The organism is Kribbella sp. NPDC059898, assembly GCF_042730855.1.
In the GTDB taxonomy this organism is placed as follows: domain Bacteria; phylum Actinomycetota; class Actinomycetes; order Propionibacteriales; family Kribbellaceae; genus Kribbella.
On record NZ_JBHWKR010000009.1, the window covers coordinates 216363 to 233637 of the forward strand.

At 70.0% G+C, this 17275-nt stretch carries 18 protein-coding genes; 14 read left to right on the forward strand and 4 right to left on the reverse strand.

What is annotated here, in order from left to right:
• The first annotated feature begins 34 nt into the window (after nucleotides 1-34).
• A complete protein-coding gene (locus tag ACFV9C_RS27300) occupies nucleotides 35-442 on the forward strand; it encodes a hypothetical protein (protein ID WP_380198026.1) in 408 nt (135 codons plus the stop codon).
• Here the strand turns inward: ACFV9C_RS27300 and ACFV9C_RS27305 are convergent.
• On the reverse strand, nucleotides 439-1329 hold the full coding sequence (locus ACFV9C_RS27305; RefSeq protein WP_380198027.1) for a TIGR03086 family metal-binding protein: 891 nt from the start codon (nucleotides 1327-1329) through the stop codon (nucleotides 439-441). The two genes, ACFV9C_RS27300 and ACFV9C_RS27305, sit on opposite strands and share 4 nt — an antisense overlap.
• Before the next feature lie 46 nt (nucleotides 1330-1375).
• Nucleotides 1376-2824, reverse strand: coding sequence for a hypothetical protein (locus ACFV9C_RS27310; RefSeq protein WP_380198028.1), 1449 nt, complete (start codon nucleotides 2822-2824; stop codon nucleotides 1376-1378).
• 94 nt (nucleotides 2825-2918) lie between these two features.
• Between ACFV9C_RS27310 and ACFV9C_RS27315 the strand changes: the two genes are divergently transcribed.
• The 5 genes from ACFV9C_RS27315 (at nucleotide 2919) to ACFV9C_RS27335 (ending at nucleotide 9081) form a co-directional block, all read left to right on the forward strand.
• Complete coding sequence (locus ACFV9C_RS27315) at nucleotides 2919-4511, forward strand: succinic semialdehyde dehydrogenase (RefSeq protein ID WP_380198029.1); 1593 nt, start codon at nucleotides 2919-2921, stop codon at nucleotides 4509-4511.
• Nucleotides 4508-6208 carry a GMC oxidoreductase gene (locus ACFV9C_RS27320; RefSeq protein ID WP_380198032.1) on the forward strand — a complete coding sequence of 567 codons (1701 nt, stop codon included), beginning with the start codon at nucleotides 4508-4510 and terminating at the stop codon, nucleotides 6206-6208. The genes ACFV9C_RS27315 and ACFV9C_RS27320 overlap by 4 nt, the downstream gene beginning before the upstream one ends.
• Before the next feature lie 506 nt (nucleotides 6209-6714).
• A complete protein-coding gene (bioB, locus tag ACFV9C_RS27325; RefSeq protein ID WP_380198034.1) occupies nucleotides 6715-7707 on the forward strand; it encodes a biotin synthase BioB in 993 nt (330 codons plus the stop codon).
• Nucleotides 7704-7880, forward strand: a complete 177-nt coding sequence (locus tag ACFV9C_RS27330; RefSeq protein WP_380198037.1) for a hypothetical protein — start codon at nucleotides 7704-7706, stop codon at nucleotides 7878-7880. The genes bioB and ACFV9C_RS27330 overlap by 4 nt, the downstream gene beginning before the upstream one ends.
• A 10-nt stretch (nucleotides 7881-7890) precedes the next feature.
• Entirely contained in the window at nucleotides 7891-9081 is a 1191-nt protein-coding gene (locus ACFV9C_RS27335) for a tRNA (adenosine(37)-N6)-dimethylallyltransferase (RefSeq protein WP_380198038.1), read from the forward strand.
• 264 nt (nucleotides 9082-9345) lie between these two features.
• Here ACFV9C_RS27335 and ACFV9C_RS27340 read toward each other — a convergent pair whose 3' ends face one another.
• Both ACFV9C_RS27340 and ACFV9C_RS27345 read right to left on the reverse strand, forming a co-directional pair.
• Nucleotides 9346-9534 (reverse strand): hypothetical protein, encoded by a 189-nt coding sequence (locus ACFV9C_RS27340; protein ID WP_380198040.1) that lies wholly within the window; start codon nucleotides 9532-9534, stop codon nucleotides 9346-9348.
• A 75-nt stretch (nucleotides 9535-9609) separates the two neighbouring features.
• The gene (locus tag ACFV9C_RS27345) at nucleotides 9610-9753 is read right to left on the reverse strand and encodes a hypothetical protein (RefSeq protein WP_380198042.1); all 144 of its coding nucleotides are present in this window, start codon (nucleotides 9751-9753) and stop codon (nucleotides 9610-9612) included.
• 182 nt (nucleotides 9754-9935) lie between these two features.
• Between ACFV9C_RS27345 and ACFV9C_RS27350 the strand changes: the two genes are divergently transcribed.
• From ACFV9C_RS27350 to guaA, 8 genes are all read left to right on the forward strand, one after another.
• Nucleotides 9936-10292 (forward strand): hypothetical protein, encoded by a 357-nt coding sequence (locus ACFV9C_RS27350; protein WP_380198044.1) that lies wholly within the window; start codon nucleotides 9936-9938, stop codon nucleotides 10290-10292.
• Nucleotides 10289-11236 carry a zeta toxin family protein gene (locus ACFV9C_RS27355; protein ID WP_380198046.1) on the forward strand — a complete coding sequence of 316 codons (948 nt, stop codon included), beginning with the start codon at nucleotides 10289-10291 and terminating at the stop codon, nucleotides 11234-11236. Before ACFV9C_RS27350 ends, ACFV9C_RS27355 begins: the two co-directional genes overlap by 4 nt.
• An 86-nt stretch (nucleotides 11237-11322) precedes the next feature.
• Nucleotides 11323-12636 (forward strand): adenosylmethionine--8-amino-7-oxononanoate transaminase, encoded by a 1314-nt coding sequence (locus ACFV9C_RS27360; RefSeq protein ID WP_380198047.1) that lies wholly within the window; start codon nucleotides 11323-11325, stop codon nucleotides 12634-12636.
• A complete protein-coding gene (locus ACFV9C_RS27365) occupies nucleotides 12636-13757 on the forward strand; it encodes an 8-amino-7-oxononanoate synthase (protein ID WP_380198049.1) in 1122 nt (373 codons plus the stop codon). The genes ACFV9C_RS27360 and ACFV9C_RS27365 overlap by 1 nt, the downstream gene beginning before the upstream one ends.
• Nucleotides 13754-14410 (forward strand): dethiobiotin synthase, encoded by a 657-nt coding sequence (gene bioD, locus ACFV9C_RS27370; protein WP_380198051.1) that lies wholly within the window; start codon nucleotides 13754-13756, stop codon nucleotides 14408-14410. The genes ACFV9C_RS27365 and bioD overlap by 4 nt, the downstream gene beginning before the upstream one ends.
• Nucleotides 14407-15486, forward strand: coding sequence for a hypothetical protein (locus ACFV9C_RS27375; RefSeq protein WP_380198053.1), 1080 nt, complete (start codon nucleotides 14407-14409; stop codon nucleotides 15484-15486). The genes bioD and ACFV9C_RS27375 overlap by 4 nt, the downstream gene beginning before the upstream one ends.
• An 11-nt stretch (nucleotides 15487-15497) precedes the next feature.
• Complete coding sequence (locus tag ACFV9C_RS27380; RefSeq protein ID WP_380198055.1) at nucleotides 15498-15695, forward strand: hypothetical protein; 198 nt, start codon at nucleotides 15498-15500, stop codon at nucleotides 15693-15695.
• A 9-nt stretch (nucleotides 15696-15704) separates the two neighbouring features.
• Nucleotides 15705-17255 (forward strand): glutamine-hydrolyzing GMP synthase, encoded by a 1551-nt coding sequence (gene guaA / locus ACFV9C_RS27385; RefSeq protein ID WP_380198057.1) that lies wholly within the window; start codon nucleotides 15705-15707, stop codon nucleotides 17253-17255.
• The last annotated feature ends 20 nt before the right edge of the window (nucleotides 17256-17275 follow it).

Here is a 17275-nt window from a genome sequence, read left to right on the forward strand (position 1 = left end):
CTCGCGGTTTGCCGGGTTCTGGAAGGATTGCGGCATGGGATGGTTCAGCCGACGTAGCAGCCAGGACACGGACAACGTTGCCCTTGCCGTAGGGCGGGCGCTGCTGTCCCCGGACGATGTCGATCAGGTGCGGTTCCTGATCACCACGAAGAAGGTCGTGAACGCGGTCAAGCTGGTCCGTGAGCGAACCGGTCTCGGGCTGGTGCACGCGAAGGAGCTCGTGGACGAGATCCGGCTCGGCCGGTACGTGCCACCCACCACCGAGACCCCCGTCGTACGCAGGCCCAACACCAACCTCGCCGAACGCACCCGCGCGCTGAAGGCCGCCGGCGAGCTCCACCAGGCCACTGCCCTGGTCGTCTCCGAGACCGGCATGACCGAAGCCGAAGCCGGCCTGTTCGTCGGCGCCCTCCGCCCCGAAAGCCCCGAGCCCACCGACTAACCCTTCACATACGCGAGGTTCTCCGCGATCTTCCCGTCCCGCAGGCGGAAGACGTCGACGCCGCGCACGTGCCCGGAGGACCACGAGTACCGCCACCGCACCACGGCCCGGTCGCCGAGCACCACGGTCTCCTCGACCTCGAACCCCAGGTCGGTGGTCTCCGCGAACAGCTTCGCCCACTCCGCCCGGACGGCGTCCGCTCCCTCGAAGCGCCCGCCGTCCGGCGGCGTGGTGGACTCGAACACGATGTCGTCGGTGACCAGCGACATCAGCGTGTCCAGATCCCCGGCGGCGAACGCGTTCCCGAACCTCTCGATGACCTCTGACGCCGGGGACCACCGCGGATCACGCCCGAACGCCGCGAGCAACGCGTCGGCCGGGTCGGTGAAGCCCGCGAGCGGCGCGCCGACCATCCCGGCGGACCGGTAGATCTCCTCCCGGTCCTCGAACCAGGCCCCGACCTCCGCCACCAGCTCGGCGTCCAGCCGCGGCGGTACGCCGATCGCGACGGCGAGGTCCCACCCGTGGATCAGGTGGTCCGCCGCGAGCTGCCGCAGGTACTCGGGCGGATCCTCGTCGGCGTACGACAGGTGCACCTTCTCGATCGACCAGGTCGCCGCGAGCTCGGCCTCCCGGGCCGCGGCCGCCGCGGCGCCGGCCGGATCGTCCCCGAGCAGATCGCCGTCGAGGGTGTCCCCGACCTCGGCGATCGTCCGGCCCTGCATCAGCGGCGTGGTCCAGCGTTCCTCGCCGACGACGTGGTTCACCAGCGCCCGGACGTCCCAGTCCGTGCACGGCGTCGGCGCCGTCCACTGCTCCGGCGCCACCCCGGAGACCAGTTCCGCGAAGTTCGCGACCGCGCGGTTGTGCAACTCGACGACATTCATGTCCGCCACCCCCCAGCGTCAGCGTCCGCCCGGGGACGGCCGGGCGTCAACGGCCGAGCTGGAGTTGTTCCGCGGCCTCGTGGGCGTGATGCGAGGCGGTGACGTCACCGGTCGCGGCGAGCAGGTTGCCGTGGTGCCGGTAGCAGGCGCCGGCCAGGTCCTTCATCTTCTCGTCGTCGTCGGCGTACGGGATCAGCGCGGTCGCGACCTCCGCGCACCAGCCGCCGAGGTCGAGCGCGATCTCGGTCCGGCCCACCTGGAAGTACGCCTCGGAGATGTCGAGCAGCAGTTGCGCCCAGATCGGTACGTACGTCGCGGTCTGGAACCGCATCCGGTGGGACTCGCGCTCGGACGAGATCGCGAACAGGTAGTGCGCCTCCAGCCCGAGCGTGAGCGCGGCGTCCCCGTCCTGGGACAGCAGCGGCCGGACCAGCTCAGCCAGCTCGACCGCGCGCAGCGCCGCCGACTCGGGGTCCGTCCGGCCGGACACGGTCGCCAGCGTCATCCCGGGCGCGGGCTCGCTCAACGCGACCAGCCGGTGGTACTGCTCGAACGGCCCGAGCTTGATCTCCGCGTTCTCCAGCGCGGCGACCAGCGTCAGCGGCAGCCCGCGGTCCAGCTCCTCGACCACCCGGGTCGCCGTCTCCGCGTCGGTGTCGTACGCCGTTTGCAGGCACGTCTCGCCTTCGAGGCGGCCGACGCTGCCGAGGTGCTTGCCCTTGCGGACCAGGGCAGCGACCAGCGTGCGCATGTCGGTCGCCGAGTCCGAGTCGGCGAGCGTGTCGGCCGTGGTGAGCCCGATCTCGTCGGCCTCCAGCGCGAGGTCCATCCGCCCCTCGGCAGCGTGCACGTCGGCGGACACCGCGGTCGCCGTACACAGGTAGCGGGCGTACGACAGCGACTGGGGGCTCTCGTTGATCTGGTCCGCGAGCTGCAGGAACAGCTGCGTCGCGGCGTCCGCGGACGCGACCGCCAGCGCGGGGTCGCCGTACCGGCGGAGGATGAGCGCGTTCATCGCCAGCACCCGGGCGAAGTCCGGCTGGTGCTTCAGCCCGTCCTCACCGCCCACGAGCTGGCCGTACGCGATCACCGCGCCGTCCATCTCCAGTACGGCGGTGGCGCCGTGGCCGCGGTGTGCCTGCGTCATCGCGCGCCGGGCGCGGACGTCGGCGAGGAAGCAGGTGGCGTCCAGGACACCGGCGTCCTGGAGCTCGGTGTAGCCGAGTTGCGCCTCGTGCAGTGCGGTGAGCGCCTCCTCGTGCCGGCCGGACGCGTTCAGCGAGCCGGCCAGCTCGTACTGCGTCGCGGCCATCAGATGCTTGGCCTCGTAGTGGTTCGGGCGCGCCTCGGCGCGTTCCCTGGCCAGCTCGATGACCCGCTGCTGGTACGGCCCGGCCTCGTCGGCACGGCCTTCCTCGATCAGCACCTGGGCTGTCTGCAGCGCCTCACTGAGCTCGTCCTCAGGAGGCGTCCAGAGCCCCCCGCTGTCCACCATCTGTACGTTCCACCCCTTCACCCTGTATCAGCGGATCAGCTTAACCATTCTCTGATACTGACAGCCGCTATTACCGGCAGGTAGCCTTCAACCTATGAGCGAGCAGACGTCGATTCCAGCTGATCCGGAGCTCGATCCGACCGCGTCGTACGCGACCGACCAGTCGGTCATCCGCCGGTTGTCGGGGCTGCTGCGGGCGACGGCGGGCACCAGGACGTCCTACGCGCCGGCCACCGGGCAGCCGATCGCGGATCTGCCGACGTCGAGTGCGGACGACGTGACCGCCGCGGTCCGGGCCGCGCGGAAGACGCAGGCGACCTGGCGCCGGGTGCCGCTCGCCGAGCGCGCCGCGATTCTGCTGCGGTACCACGACCTGGTCCTCGACCACCGGCACGAGCTGGTGGACCTGATCATCCGCGAGTCCGGCAAGGCGCGGAAGCAGGCGTTCGAGGAGCTCGCGCACGTCGCGCTGACCGCGCGGTACTACGGCCGCAAGGCGTTCGAGCTGCTCGAGCCGCAACGCAAGCTCGGGATCTTCCCGGTGCTCACCCGGGCCGAGGAACGCTTTGTCCCCAAGGGCGTCGTCGGCATCATCTCGCCGTGGAACTACCCGCTGACGATGGCGATCTCCGACGGCCTGCCGGCGATCCTGGCCGGCAACACGATCGTCCACAAACCGGACAGCCAGACCCCGCTGACCGCACTGCGCGGCATCGAGTTGCTGTACGAGGCCGGCCTCCCGCGCGAGGCCTGGCTCGCGGTGAACGGCGACGGCCCGACGGTCGGCGGTGCGCTGATCCAGAACGCCGACTACATCTGCTTCACCGGCTCGACGAAGACCGGCCGGCTGGTCGCGCAGCAGTGCGGTGAGCGGCTGATCGGCTGCAGCCTCGAGCTCGGCGGCAAGAACCCGATGCTGGTACTGCGGGACGCCGACATCAACCGCGCCGCCGAGGGCGCCGTCCGCGCGTGCTTCGCGAACGCCGGCCAGCTCTGCGTGTCGATGGAACGCCTGTACGTCGCGGACCAGGTGTACGACGCGTTCGTGACGGCGTTCGTGGACCGGGTGAAGAAGCTGAGGCTGTCCGCCGGCACCGGCTGGGACGTCGACATGGGCTCGCTGATCTCGAAGGCCCAGCTCCAGACGGTCACCCGGCACGTGGAAGACGCCCGCGAGAAGGGCGCCACCGTGCTGGCCGGTGGGAAGCCGCGCCCGGACATCGGCGAGCTGTTCTACGAGCCGACCGTCCTGTCGGGCGTCACGCCCGCGATGGAGTGCTTCGACAACGAGACCTTCGGGCCGGTCGTCTCGATCTACCGGTTCTCCGACGAGTCCGAGGCGATCCAGCGCGCGAACGAGGGCGAGTACGGCCTGAACGCGAGCGTCTGGACCCGCGACGGCCGTCGCGGCCGCGCGGTCGCCGCGCAGCTGACGGCCGGCACCGTGAACGTCAACGAGGGGTACGGCGCGACGTTCGGCTCGATCGACACCCCGATGGGTGGCATGCGCTCGTCCGGCCTCGGCCGCCGCCAGGGCGTCGAGGGCATCCGCCGGTACGTCGAGCCACAGGCGATCGCGACCCAGCGGCTGATCCCGATCGCGGCCTCGCACGGCATCTCCGACGAGAAGTTCGCCGAGCTGATGACCGGCGCACTGCGGGTGCTGAAGAAGATCGGCCGCCCATGAGTTTCGACTACGACGTTCTGATCATCGGGTCCGGCTTCGGCGGGTCGGTGTCGGCGCTGCGGCTGACCGAGAAGGGGTACCGGGTCGCCGTACTGGAGGCGGGCGCGCGGTTCGACGACGCGTCGTACGCGAAGAACTCGTGGGACACCAAGCGGTTTCTCTTCGCACCGAAGCTGGGGATGTACGGGATCCAGCGGATCAGCGCGCTGCGGGACGTGATCATCCTGTCCGGCGCGGGCGTCGGCGGCGGCAGCCTGGTGTACGCGAACACGCTGTACGAACCGCTGCCCGCGTTCTACACCGACCGCGCCTGGTCGCACATCACCGACTGGAAGGCCGAGCTCGCGCCGTACTACGACCAGGCGAAGCGGATGCTCGGCGTCACGACGTACCCGGGGTTCACGCCCGCCGACAAGGTGATGAAGCAGGTCGCCGAGGACATGGGCGTGGGGGAGACGTTCCACCCGACGCCGGTCGGCGTGTTCTTCGGCGAGCCCGGTGTCGAGGTCGACGACCCGTACTTCGGCGGCGCCGGACCGCGGCGTACCGGCTGCATCGACTGCGGCGAGTGCATGACCGGCTGCCGGCACAACGCGAAGAACACGCTCACCAAGAACTACCTCTACCTGGCCGAGAAGGCCGGCGCCGAGGTCTACTCGCTGACCACGGTCACCTCGGTCGAGCCGCTGCCGGACGGCGGCTACGCGATCGACACCCGCCGTACGTCGAACAAGAAGGCCACCCGCCGCTTCACCGCCCAGCAGGTGGTGTTCGCCGCGTCGGCGCTCGGTACGGCGAAGCTGCTGCACCGGCTGCGCGACGAGGGCAAGCTGCCGCGGCTGTCGGACCGGCTCGGAGTGCTGACCCGGACCAACTCCGAGTCGTTGCTCGGGGCAATCTCCCGGGACACCGACGTCGACTACACCCGCGGTGTGGCGATCACGTCGTCGTTCCATCCGGACGACATCACGCACATCGAGCCTGTCCGGTACGGGAAGGGCAGCAACGTGATGTCGCTGCTGCAGACCGTGCTGACCGACGGCGACGGCGACAAGCCGCGCTGGCGGACCTGGCTGCGCGAGCTCGGGGTGCAACGGAAGAACATCCGCCGGCTGTACGACCTGAAGCACTGGTCGGAGCGGACCGTGATCGCGCTGGTGATGCAGACCGCGGACAACTCGATCACGACATACGGCAAGCGTGACCGGCTCGGCCGCTGGAAGCTGACCTCGAAGCAGGGCCACGGCGCGCCGAACCCGTCCTGGATCCCGGTCGCGAACCAGGTCGTCCGGCGGATGGCCAAGCTGATGAACGGCACCCCGGGCGGCACGATCGGCGAGCCGTTCAACGTGCCGATGACCGCGCACTTCATCGGCGGCTGCGCGATCGGCGACTCCGCGGCGACCGGCGTGGTGGACCCGTACCACCGGGTCTACGGGTACGACGGCCTGCACATCGTCGACGGGTCGACGATCTCCGCGAACCTCGGCGTGAACCCGTCGCTGACGATCACCGCCCAGGCCGAGCGTGCGCTGTCCTTCTGGCCGAACATGGGCGCCGACGACCCGCGCCCGGCGGTCGGGGCGGAGTACAAGCGGATCCCGCCGGTGAAGCCGGCGAATCCCGTCGTACCGGACGCTGCCCCGGGGGCGTTGCGGCTGCCGATCTTCCCGAAGCAGTCTGTGACGGAGCCGTAACACACCAAAGCACATGAAAAAGCCTCAGCAGTAAGTTGCTGAGGCTTTTCGAAATGGCCCAGAAAAGGGAGCAGGTCCCTCGGGAACGTTTCCGCCCAAATCGTTTCCCGAGGGACCCACTCAAGCCGGGGTGAGGCGCCCGGCGCTTTGGGATCGGATCGCCAACCATGGCTGGCGACCCGAGCTCTTGGTCACTACCTTACCTCCGATTTCCGCGAGCTCCAGGCCTTGTGACCACTCTGCGTGCTGACTGTAATGATCAGCTTCAGTCGCTCTTGGTAATCGGGTGGCGGTCTTCCTTGCGGTAACCGCCTCTGCACACATCAACGAGCCCATCTACGGGGGGTTACGAGGTTCCGGAGAAAAAGCCAAAAACTTTTCCGGGAAGTGCGGAGAGTGGTCGTGAGGCACTTCGCGCCGAGGTGTTCCACGTGACGCCCGCCGCAGTACCGGCGTACCACTCTGACCTACTGTGAGCCCGACCGTTCTGATGAGGCAGGAGAAGCATGGAAATCCTGGACGTGGCACGTGAGCAGGTTCTGGAGCAGGGCACCGGTCTGCGCCAAGAGCAATTGGTCGAGGTGCTCCGGACGCCGGACGACCGGCTGCCGGAACTGCTCGCGCTCGCGCACGACGTCCGGGTGAAGTGGTGCGGCGAGGAGGTCGAGGTCGAGGGGATCATCTCGCTGAAGACCGGCGGCTGCCCCGAGGACTGCCACTTCTGCTCGCAGTCCGGCCAGTTCACCTCGCCGGTGCGCGCGGTCTGGCTGAACATCCCCGAGCTGGTCGAGGCGGCCAAGGAGACCGCGAAGACCGGCGCCACCGAGTTCTGCATCGTGGCCGCCGTGCGCGGGCCGGACGAGCGGCTGATGTCCCAGGTGAAGGCCGGCATCGAGGCGATCAACGCCGAGGTCGACATCAACATCGCCTGCTCGCTCGGCATGCTCACCCAGGCACAGGTCGACGAGCTGAAGTCGTGGGGCGTGCACCGGTACAACCACAACCTCGAGTCGGCCCGGTCGTACTTCGGCGACGTGGTCACCACGCACTCGTTCGAGGAGCGCTGGGAGACCTGCCTGATGGTGCGCGACTCCGGCATGGAGCTGTGCTGCGGCGGCCTGGTCGGGATGGGCGAGACGCTCGAGCAGCGCGCCGAACTGGCCGCCCAGCTCGCCGAGCTCGACCCGCACGAGGTCCCGCTGAACTTCCTGAACCCGCGCCCGGGCACGCCGTTCGGCGACCTCGAGGTGATGGACGGCAAGGACGCGCTGCGGACGATCGCGGCGTTCCGGCTGGCGATGCCGCGGACGGTCCTGCGGTACGCCGGCGGCCGCGAACTGACCCTCGGCGACCTGGGCACCCGGGACGGCCTGCTCGGCGGCATCAACGCGGTGATCGTCGGCAACTACCTGACCACCCTCGGCCGCCCCGCCACCGCCGACCTCGACCTCCTCGCCGAGCTGAAGATGCCGGTGAAGGAACTCCAGAAGTCGCTGTGACGTACTGCGGACGCTGCGGCGAGGAGGGCCGCCACGAGGCCTGCGTCCGGGCGCTGGCCCTGGAACCACCCCGGTACTGCACCGAGTGCCGCCGCCGGATGATCGTCCAGGTCCACCCCACCGGCTGGACCGCCCGCTGCTCCGTCCACGGCGAGCTGACCGCGTCCAGCTAGGGTTGGGGGTATGCCCGATACCTCGCCGCGCCTGCTGGTCGCCCTGTACGGGCCGACGTCGGCGGGGAAGACCGCGGTGTCGGTCGATCTCTGCCTGCGGATCCGGGACGAGCTGGGGATGCCGCCGATGGTGGTGTCGGCGGACTCGCGGCAGGTGTACCGGTACATGGACATCGGCACCAGCAAAACCACGCCGGAGGAGATGCGCGGCGTCCCGCACACGATGATCGACGTCACCGAGCCGGTCCGGAAGCTCGAGCTGGAGACGTTCGTCGCCGAGGCGCGCCGGCACATGGAGGACTGCTGGACCTCCGGCGGCGTCCCGGTGATCGTCGGCGGCACCAGCGTGTACGTCCGCTCGCTGCTCGAGGGCTGGGAGGTGGACGCGGTCGCCGACGCCAGGAACGCGATCCGCCGCGACTTCCCGCGGAGCATGGCCGAGGACGCGTACGCCGTACTCGCCCGCCTCGACCCGAAGGCCGCCGGGAAGATCCACGAGAACAACTACGACGCGGTCGTGAACGCGCTGGCACGGGCCATGGGCAACGACCCCGAACGTGCCGTCGCCCCGGCCACCCGGCAGGTGGTGTTCGCCGTCGACCGCTCGCCCACGGACATCGACCAGCGCGTCGCCGCGACGTACGACCACCAGGTCGCCCGCGGCCTGCGCGACGAGGTGCTCGGGCTGGAGGAGCGGTACGACCTCCTCGCGCAGTACCGCCGGCTCGGCCAGAAGTCGCCGAACCAGGTCGTCCACACGCACGGGTACACCGAGTGGTTCGACGTGGCACTCGACCGCGGCCGGTCGGTGGAGAACCTCGACGAGACCGACCAGGCCGAGGTCCGCAGCCGCGTCGTCGAACGCATCCAGACCCACACCCGCCGGCAACGCGCCGCCATCCCCAAACTCACCGGCGTCCGCCCGATCCGCAACGCCGACGACGCCTTCACCCAGGTCAAGAAAACCCTGGAAGCCCCCGAACCACCCCGCGGCGCCCAACGCTCCAAACCGCGCTCAGGCGGCGGTCCGGGCGCGACGACCGGCAGAACGTCGAGCAACGCGACCGGCCGCCGCGCCGGTGCCGGCTCCCCGACCGAGCGCACTGGTGGCGCCTCGGGTCGCAACCCCAACTCCTCGTCCGGACGCGGCTCGGGCAAAGCCCCCGAGCGAGACCAGCGCGGGCGGCGGCGGCCGAGATGACAACGGCCGGGCCCAACCGATCAACGGTTGCCCCGGCCGCGAAGGCTCGACGTGTTACCTGCCTTTGCCGTCCTTGCCTTTTTGCTTGTTCGCCTTGATGAGCGCCCGGCCCGCCCGGGTGTTGGGGTTCGGTGTCTCAACCTTGCGTCTGTCGAGCCCACGATTCTGGGCGTCCCGCGTTCCGTACGACAAGTCCACTCCTTCCGGTGAATCCGCGACTTCGCGGCTGCCTAGGCCTGATGCACCGAGTACGACCGGTACGTACTACTTGCTCTTGCCGTCCTTGCCCTTTTCCTTGTTCGCCTTGATGACCGCGCGCCCGGCCCGGGTGTTCGGGTTCGGGTTGCGCTGCTGGTCGGCCTTGTTGCGAGCCTGACCGTACTGGTGCTTGGTCTCGGTGTTCTTGCCCTTGCCCTTGTGCTCGCGTTCCTTGCCGTCTTTACCGGTAGCCATCGTCTATCCCTTCCGGCACGGGCAGCGGTCCCCGGCCCGTGCGTGAGTGTTTGTCGGTAGAGGTCGTGCAGCGGACTAGCGGCTCGTGCCCTTGCCGTCCTTGCCCTTGGGGCGATGACCGGCCGGGTACAGGACCGGCATGTCGTGGCTCTTCGAGCCCGACTTCTTCTCGGTCTTGCCGCCGCTCTTGACCTTGTTGTCCTTGCCGTACGACGCCACCTCATCGCCCCTCTTCGCTGCGTTCCTTGGTCTGTTCTGTTGAAGCAGACGCCGTCCACCGGTCACTGGTTCCCCTCCGGTTCGACGTCTTGGAAACATAACCGCGCCGGGGGTTCACCTACCGTTCAGCCGCATCTGCGGTCTGTGCGGCTCTGACCCAGACGGTCGGATAAGATTCAGGCGTGGTAAACGTCGCCGCCGTCAACGTGCTCGCCGGGTTGGGCAAAGCGTCGTGGACGTCGCCCCGGGGGGTCGGGTACGAGACCATGCTGGAGGGGGTCCGGCAGTCGATCGGCTTCTACGCGCAGCTGATCGCGACCGAGGAACTGTCGGACGAGCCGGACACCGACACCATCGAGCTCTGGCGCGCCGAACAGCTCGCCTGGGCGAAGCGTGCGCAGGAGCTCACCCCGTTGGACAGCCGCTCGATCGAGAGCATCGCGCTCGACGCCGACAACCTGCTCGCTGTCGGCGACGAGGACGACGATGACGATGAAGACGACGATGAGGATGACGGCGAGGACGACGAGGCACAGTGACCGCTCCATGGGGGACTGCAGCAGCCGGTGAGGATGACCAGCACCTGCTCGACGAAGCTGAGAGCCGGCGCATCTTCCGCGACCGGATCGTGCCCGACCAGCTGGTCGGCGTACCGCAGGAGCACCCGGTTGTGGTGTTCGTCGGCGGTCAGCCGGGTGACGGCAAGGCGTCGATCACCGCGCTCGCGAAGGCGGTCCTGCGCGGCCGCGGCGGCCCGCTCGTCCTCAGCGCCCTGACCTACGAGCCGTACCACCCGGACTTCTACGAGCAGATCAGCGATACCCCGCCGGCCGCCGGACGGTACGTCGCCGCGGACGGCCTGCGCTGGCTCGCACTGGCCGAGGAGCTGGCGATCGGGGAGCGGTACGACGTGATCGTCGAGACCGAGCTCGCCGACCCGGACCTGTTCGCGGCCTCGGCTGCCCGGTTCCACGCGGCCGGTTACCAGGTCGAGGTGGCGCTGCTGGCCGTGCACGAGGCGCGCAGCCGGCTCGGTGTCCTCGAGCGGCACATCCGGTCGTTGGAGAAGTTCGGCTTCGGCCGGCTCGTCGAGCAGAGCGCCCACGATGCCGGTTACGCGGCCGTCGTACGGGCGGCGGAGCTCGTCGACGCGGGTGACTGGGCCGAGCGTGTCGCCGTACTGCGGCCTGACGGGGAGCTGGTGTACGGCAACCAGCGCGACGACAGCCGGGGCTGGCAGCAGCAGGCCCGGACCGCGGATGCGATCGCGTGGGAGCGCGAGCGGGCGTGGACGGTGTTGGAGTCGCGCTACTTCCTGGAGGCCGTGGCGCAGATCGAGCCGCTCGGGCTCGTCGCGCCGGTGCAGTGGATCCGGGACGAGGCGGTCGAGGGCACTCGGGCGGTGACGGCGATGGGCCGGTCGCGGATACACCCCGACGCATTGACGTTGCACAGAGCGAAGGCCGGTACGTCGTCGTACTAGAGGCACTGATCACATCCTGACCACCCGTGCCGCCGTCGGCGGTGCCCAGCGATTACCGTGGTGGGCCTCAGGACGGAAGGCGGACGGTGTCACGGTCGGGCAGTGCTTGGGAGCAGCGGGATGCGGAGTTGCTCTGGCATCCGTACTCGTCGCTGAGTGCGCCGTCGCCGGTGCGGCTGGTGCGCGGGGCGTCCGGCGTGCGGCTGCGGCTGGACGACGGGGCAGGTGGGAGCGTCGAGGCGATCGACGCGATGGCGTCCTGGTGGTGCATGATCCACGGGTACCGGAATCCGGTGCTGGATGCGGCGCTGAAGGCGCAGGTGGACGAGTTCAGCCATGTGATGTTCGGTGGGCTGACCCACGAACCGGCGATCCGGCTGGCGGAGCGGCTGGTGGAGATCACGCCGGATCCGCTGCGGCACGTGTTCTTCTGCGACTCGGGGTCGGTCTCGGTCGAGGTGGCGATCAAGCTCGCGCTGCAGTACCAGGTTGCCCGCGGCAACACCGGGCGGACCCGGATGCTGACCGTGCGCGGCGGGTACCACGGCGACACCTTCGCGCCGATGAGCGTCTGCGACCCGGTCAACGGCATGCACTCGCTCTTCACCGGCGCACTGCAGGAGCAGGTCTTCGGCCCCCAACCCCCGGCCGACTTCGCGCGCTCGCTGGATGACCCGGAACTGCAGTCCTGGGCCGATGCGATGTCTGCGCTGGCGGCGAAGCATGCGGACGAGATCGCCGCCATCATCGTCGAACCGGTCCTGCAGGGCGCCGGCGGGATGTACCCGTACAGCCCCGCGTGCCTCCAAGTACTCCGCGAACTCGCCGACCGCCACGGTTTCCTGCTGATCTTCGACGAGATCGCGACCGGCTTCGGGCGGACCGGCACGCTCTTCGCGTCCGAGCACGCAGGTGTCGACCCGGACATCCTGTGCGTGGGCAAGGCGCTGACCGGTGGGTACCTGTCGCTGGCGGCGATGCTGTGTACGCCGGACGTCGCGCAAACGGTCTCGAACGGACCGGGCGGCGCCCTCATGCACGGCCCCACCTTCATGGCCAACCCCCTAGCCTGCGCGGTCGCCCTGGCATCCCTCGATCTGCTGTTGTCTCAGGACTGGGCTTCTCGGGTGGCTTCCATCTCCGCGGGGCTTTCGTCGGGCTTGAGCAGGGCGTGGGATCTCCCCGCGGTGAAGGACGTCCGCGTGATCGGCGCGGTGGGCGTCGTACAGCTCAGCGGTCCGGTCGACCTCCCCCGGATGACCGAGGCGGCGTTGAAGCGCGGTGTTTGGGTACGGCCGTTCCGCGACCTCGTCTACACGATGCCGCCGTACGTCTGCACCGACGACGAGATCGCGACCATCGCCGCGGCGATCACCGGCGCGGTCGAGGAGGCCGGCTGATGCTCGACGACTGGCTCGCTCCGAAGGCCGCCGCGTTGGAGGCGCGCGGGCTGACCCGGCGGCTGCGGGCGCGGGCCGCGGGCGAGGACCTGATCGACCTGGCGGGCAACGACTACCTCGGCCTGGCCCGCGACCCGCGCGTCGTGGCGGCGGCGGCCGCGGCGGTCGAGACCTGGGGGACCGGTGCGACCGCGTCCCGCCTGGTCACCGGTACGACGGAACTCCACGAGCAGCTCGAATCCGCGCTGGCGGCGTACGCCGGGCAGGAGTCCGCGCTCGCCTTCTCGTCCGGGTACCTGGCGAACCTCGGCATCGTCACCGCGCTCGGCGGACCGGGCACGCTGCTGGTGTCGGACGAGCACGTGCACGCGTCGCTGGTGGACGCCTGCCGGCTCGCGCGGTCGCGGGTCGAGGTCGTGCCGCACAACGACGTCGACGCCGTCGAGAAAGTACTTGCCGAGCGCAACGAGCCGCACGCGCTAGTGCTGACCGAGTCGGTGTTCAGCGTGCTCAGCGACGAGGCCCCGCTGACCGACCTCGCGGCCCTCGCGCTGGCGCACAACGCCGTACTGCTGGTCGACGAGGCGCACGGGCTGGGCGTCACGGGAGGGGGCCACGGCTCGGTGCACGGGTTGGGGCTCGCCGGTCTCGACCACGTCGTCGTGACCATGACCCTGTCGAAGTCGATGGCATCCCAGGGCGGGGTTGTGCTCGGGCCGTCCGTCCTGCGCGACCACCTGGTCAACCGTTCCCGCCCGTTCATCTACGACACCGGCCTGAACCCGGCTGCCTGCGCCGCTGCCCTCGCCGCGCTCCAGGTCCTCCGGTCCGAACCCGATCGCCCGGCTGCGATTCACGCTGCGACGGCCCGGTTGGCGGCCGCTTGCGACGTACCGCCCGCCTCCGGTCCTGTTGTCTCGGTGCCGATGCCGGGGCCGCGGGAGGCCGTGCGGGCGGCCGAGTTGTGTCTGGAGAACGGCGTACGGGTCGGGAGCTTCCGGCCGCCGTCGGTCCCGGACGGGATCTCCCGGGTGCGGCTCACCGCGCACGCCGGACTGTCAGCAACGGACCTCGATCGCGCCTGCGCCGTGATCGCCGACGCGATCGGGCACTGCTCATGATCACCTTTGTCACCGGTACCGACACCGATATCGGCAAGACGATCGTCACGGCCGCGCTCGCGGTGTGTGCGGGGGAGTCGGTCGCGGTGGTGAAACCGGCGCAGACCGGTGTCGCGCCGGACGAACCGGGCGACCTCGCGGAGGTCGGGCGGCTCAGCGGGGTGACCGCGCTGCACGAGGGCGTCCGGCTGCCGGAACCCCTGGCTCCGACCACGGCGGCCCGGCGAGCCGGGATCGCGCTGCCGTCGGTCGAGGAGTACGCCGCGTCCGTGGACGACCTCGCCCGGGAGTACGACACCGTGCTGGTCGAGGGCGCCGGCGGCCTGCTCGTCGGGCTCGATGCCGATGGCAACAACCTGGCGGATCTCGCGGAACACCTGACGTCGCCGTTCCGGTTCGTGGTGGTGACCCGCGCCGGGCTCGGCACGCTGAACCACACCGCGTTGACGGTCGAGGCGCTGCGGACCCGGGAGCTGCCGGTCGAGGGCCTGGTGATCGGATCCTGGCCGGACGACCCGGACCTCGCCGAACGCTGCAACCTGGACGACCTGCCGGCCACGGCCGGCGTCCCGCTGATCGGCCGGATCCCGTCCGGCGTCGGCACCTGGCCGCGGGACAAGTTCCGCGCCACGGCGCCGAGCTGGTTCGAGTGAGCGGTTGCCCGGCCCGGTACGACGAGGCGCTCGGGTACTGGGTGGTCGACGATCCGGGGCTGGCGCGTGCGGTGCTGCTCGACCCGGAGACGTTCCGGCCGGACAACGCCGTACTCGCGCACACCCCGCTGTCCGTGAAGGCGCTCCGCGTCCTGTCGGCCGTCGGGTTCGCGCTCCCGCCGACGCTGGCGAACAACGCCGGCGCGTCCCACCGGCCGATCCGCGCCGCCGTTGCCCGGTTCTTCAGCCCGGCCCGGGTCGCCGCCGTCGAGCCGCTCGCCCGCGAGCTCAACACCACCCGCGTTGCCGCCACCTCGGCCCGCCTGGCCGCCGGCGAAGAGGTCGACCTCGTCCAGTCGATCGCGGCCGAGCCTCCCGCCCTCGTCGTACTCCACCTCCTCGGCCTGGAGGATGTCGACGTACCGTCCCTGAAGGCCTGGAGCCTCGACTCGCTCGAACTCTTCTGGGGCACCCCCGACGCGGACCGCCAGCTGGAACTCGCCCACACCGCGGCCGAGTTCTACGCCTGGCTACGCACCCGTACGACGGCCGCACGCAGGACCTCCGGCACCGACCTGTTCGGCGTACTCGTCGACCTGGGCCTCTCCGACGAGGAGATCTGCGCGACCGCCTACTTCCTCCTGATCGCCGGCCAGGAGACCACAACCCAACTCATCTCCACCGCCTTCCACCGCTCCCTCGGCCACCGCATCGACCCGTCCGAGACGGTCGAGGACGTCCTCCGCAACGCCTCCTCCGTCCCCACCTGGCGCCGCATCACCGCCACCGCCACCACCCTCGGCGACGTACAACTCCCACCCAGCTCCCCCCTCCTCCTCACCCTCACCGCCAACAACGGCCCCGCCGACCAAGCCTTCGGCCTAGGCCTCCACCGCTGCCTGGGCGCCACCCTGGCCCGCCTCGAAACCCGAGTCGCGCTCGAATGCGCCCAGGACGTGTTGACCCGTGTCCGCCTGACCGAAGACCCGCCGATGATCGACCTGCTGTCATTCCGGGCGCCGAAGCGTCTCCTGGTTGTAACGGACGGTAACACCGGCGACAACTGGCGCCACTAGCGTCGGCGTTCGTGAGCACAACCTGCCGGTACCGGGTGCGGCTGTGGTTCGGTCCGCACCGGATCTCCGAGTACATCGGCGACGACGCGGCCGCGGCGCGGCACGAGGCGAAGATGCGGCGACGGTTCCCGGGGCTCGAGGTGACCAACGAGCCGTTGCCGGTGAGCGCGGATGCGGTGGATTACAGCCCGGCTGACCTGCACCGATAGGCTTTGCGGGTGGCGGAGCATGAGTTGGTTCTGGTTGTTGACTTCGGGGCGCAGTATGCGCAGCTGATCGCGCGGCGGGTGCGGGAGGCGAAGGTGTACTCCGAGATCGTGCCGCACTCGATGCCGGTCGAGGAGATGCTGGCGAAGGGGCCGAAGGCGATCATCCTGTCCGGCGGGCCGCAGTCGGTGTACGCCGAGGGGGCGCCGCGGGTCGAGTCGGGGCTGTTCGAGGCGGGTGTTCCGGCGTTCGGGATCTGCTACGGGTTCCAGGCGATGGCGCAGACGCTCGGCGGCGAGGTCCGGCGTACCGGGCTGCGGGAGTTCGGGCGTACGCCGGTCACCGTGAGCGCGGCGGGGACGCTGCTCGCGGGCGTCCCGGCGGACCTGAACGTGTGGATGTCGCACGGTGACGCGGTGCACGCGCCGCCGGCCGGGTTCGCCGTACTGGCCGGGTCCGAGGGCGCGCCGGTCGCGGCGTTCGAGGACCTGGACCGCAGGCTCGCCGGGGTGCAGTGGCACCCGGAGGTGCTGCACTCGCAGGCCGGGCAGACCGTGCTGGAGCACTTCCTGTACGAGATCGCCGGCTGCAAGGGCGACTGGACGACGACGAACGTGGTCGACGAGCAGGTCGCGCTGATCCGCGAGCAGGTCGGCGACAAGCAGGTGCTGTGCGCGCTGTCCGGCGGCGTCGACTCCGCGGTCGCGGCGGCCCTGGTGCACAAGGCGATCGGCGACCAGTTGACCTGCGTGTACGTCGACCACGGCCTGCAGCGGGCCGGTGAGTCCGAGCAGATCGAGAAGGACTTCGCGGCCGCGATCGGGATCCGGCTGGAGGCGATCGACGCCGAGGACCAGTTCCTGGGTGCGCTGGCCGGGGTCACCGACCCGGAGCAGAAGCGGAAGATCATCGGCCGCGAGTTCATCCGGACGTTCGAGGCGACCGCGCGGAAGGTGGACGCCGAGCGGCACATCGAGTTCCTGGTCCAGGGCACGCTGTACCCGGACGTGGTCGAGTCCGGCGGCGGCGCGGGCGCGGCGAACATCAAGTCCCACCACAACGTCGGCGGGCTCCCGGACGACCTCGAGTTCAGCCTGATCGAGCCGCTGCGGACGCTGTTCAAGGACGAGGTCCGCGAGCTCGGGCTGGCCCTCGGCCTGCCGGAGACGATGGTCTACCGGCACCCGTTCCCTGGCCCCGGTCTGGCGATCCGGATCATCGGCGAGGTCACCCGCGAGCGGCTGGACATCCTGCGCGCAGCGGATCTGATTGCTCGCACCGAGCTGACCGCGGCTGGGCTGGACCGCGACATCTGGCAGTTCCCGGTGGTGCTGCTCGCCGACGTCCGCTCGGTCGGTGTCCAGGGTGACGGCCGGACGTACGGCCACCCCGTCGTACTGCGCCCCGTGACCAGCGAGGACGCGATGACGGCCGACTGGGCGCGGCTGCCGTACGACGTGATCGAACGCATCTCGACCCGGATCACCAACGAGGTCGACGAGATCAACCGCGTCACGCTCGACGTCACGAGCAAGCCGCCGGGCACCATCGAGTGGGAGTGATCCATCACAGCGAGCGATTT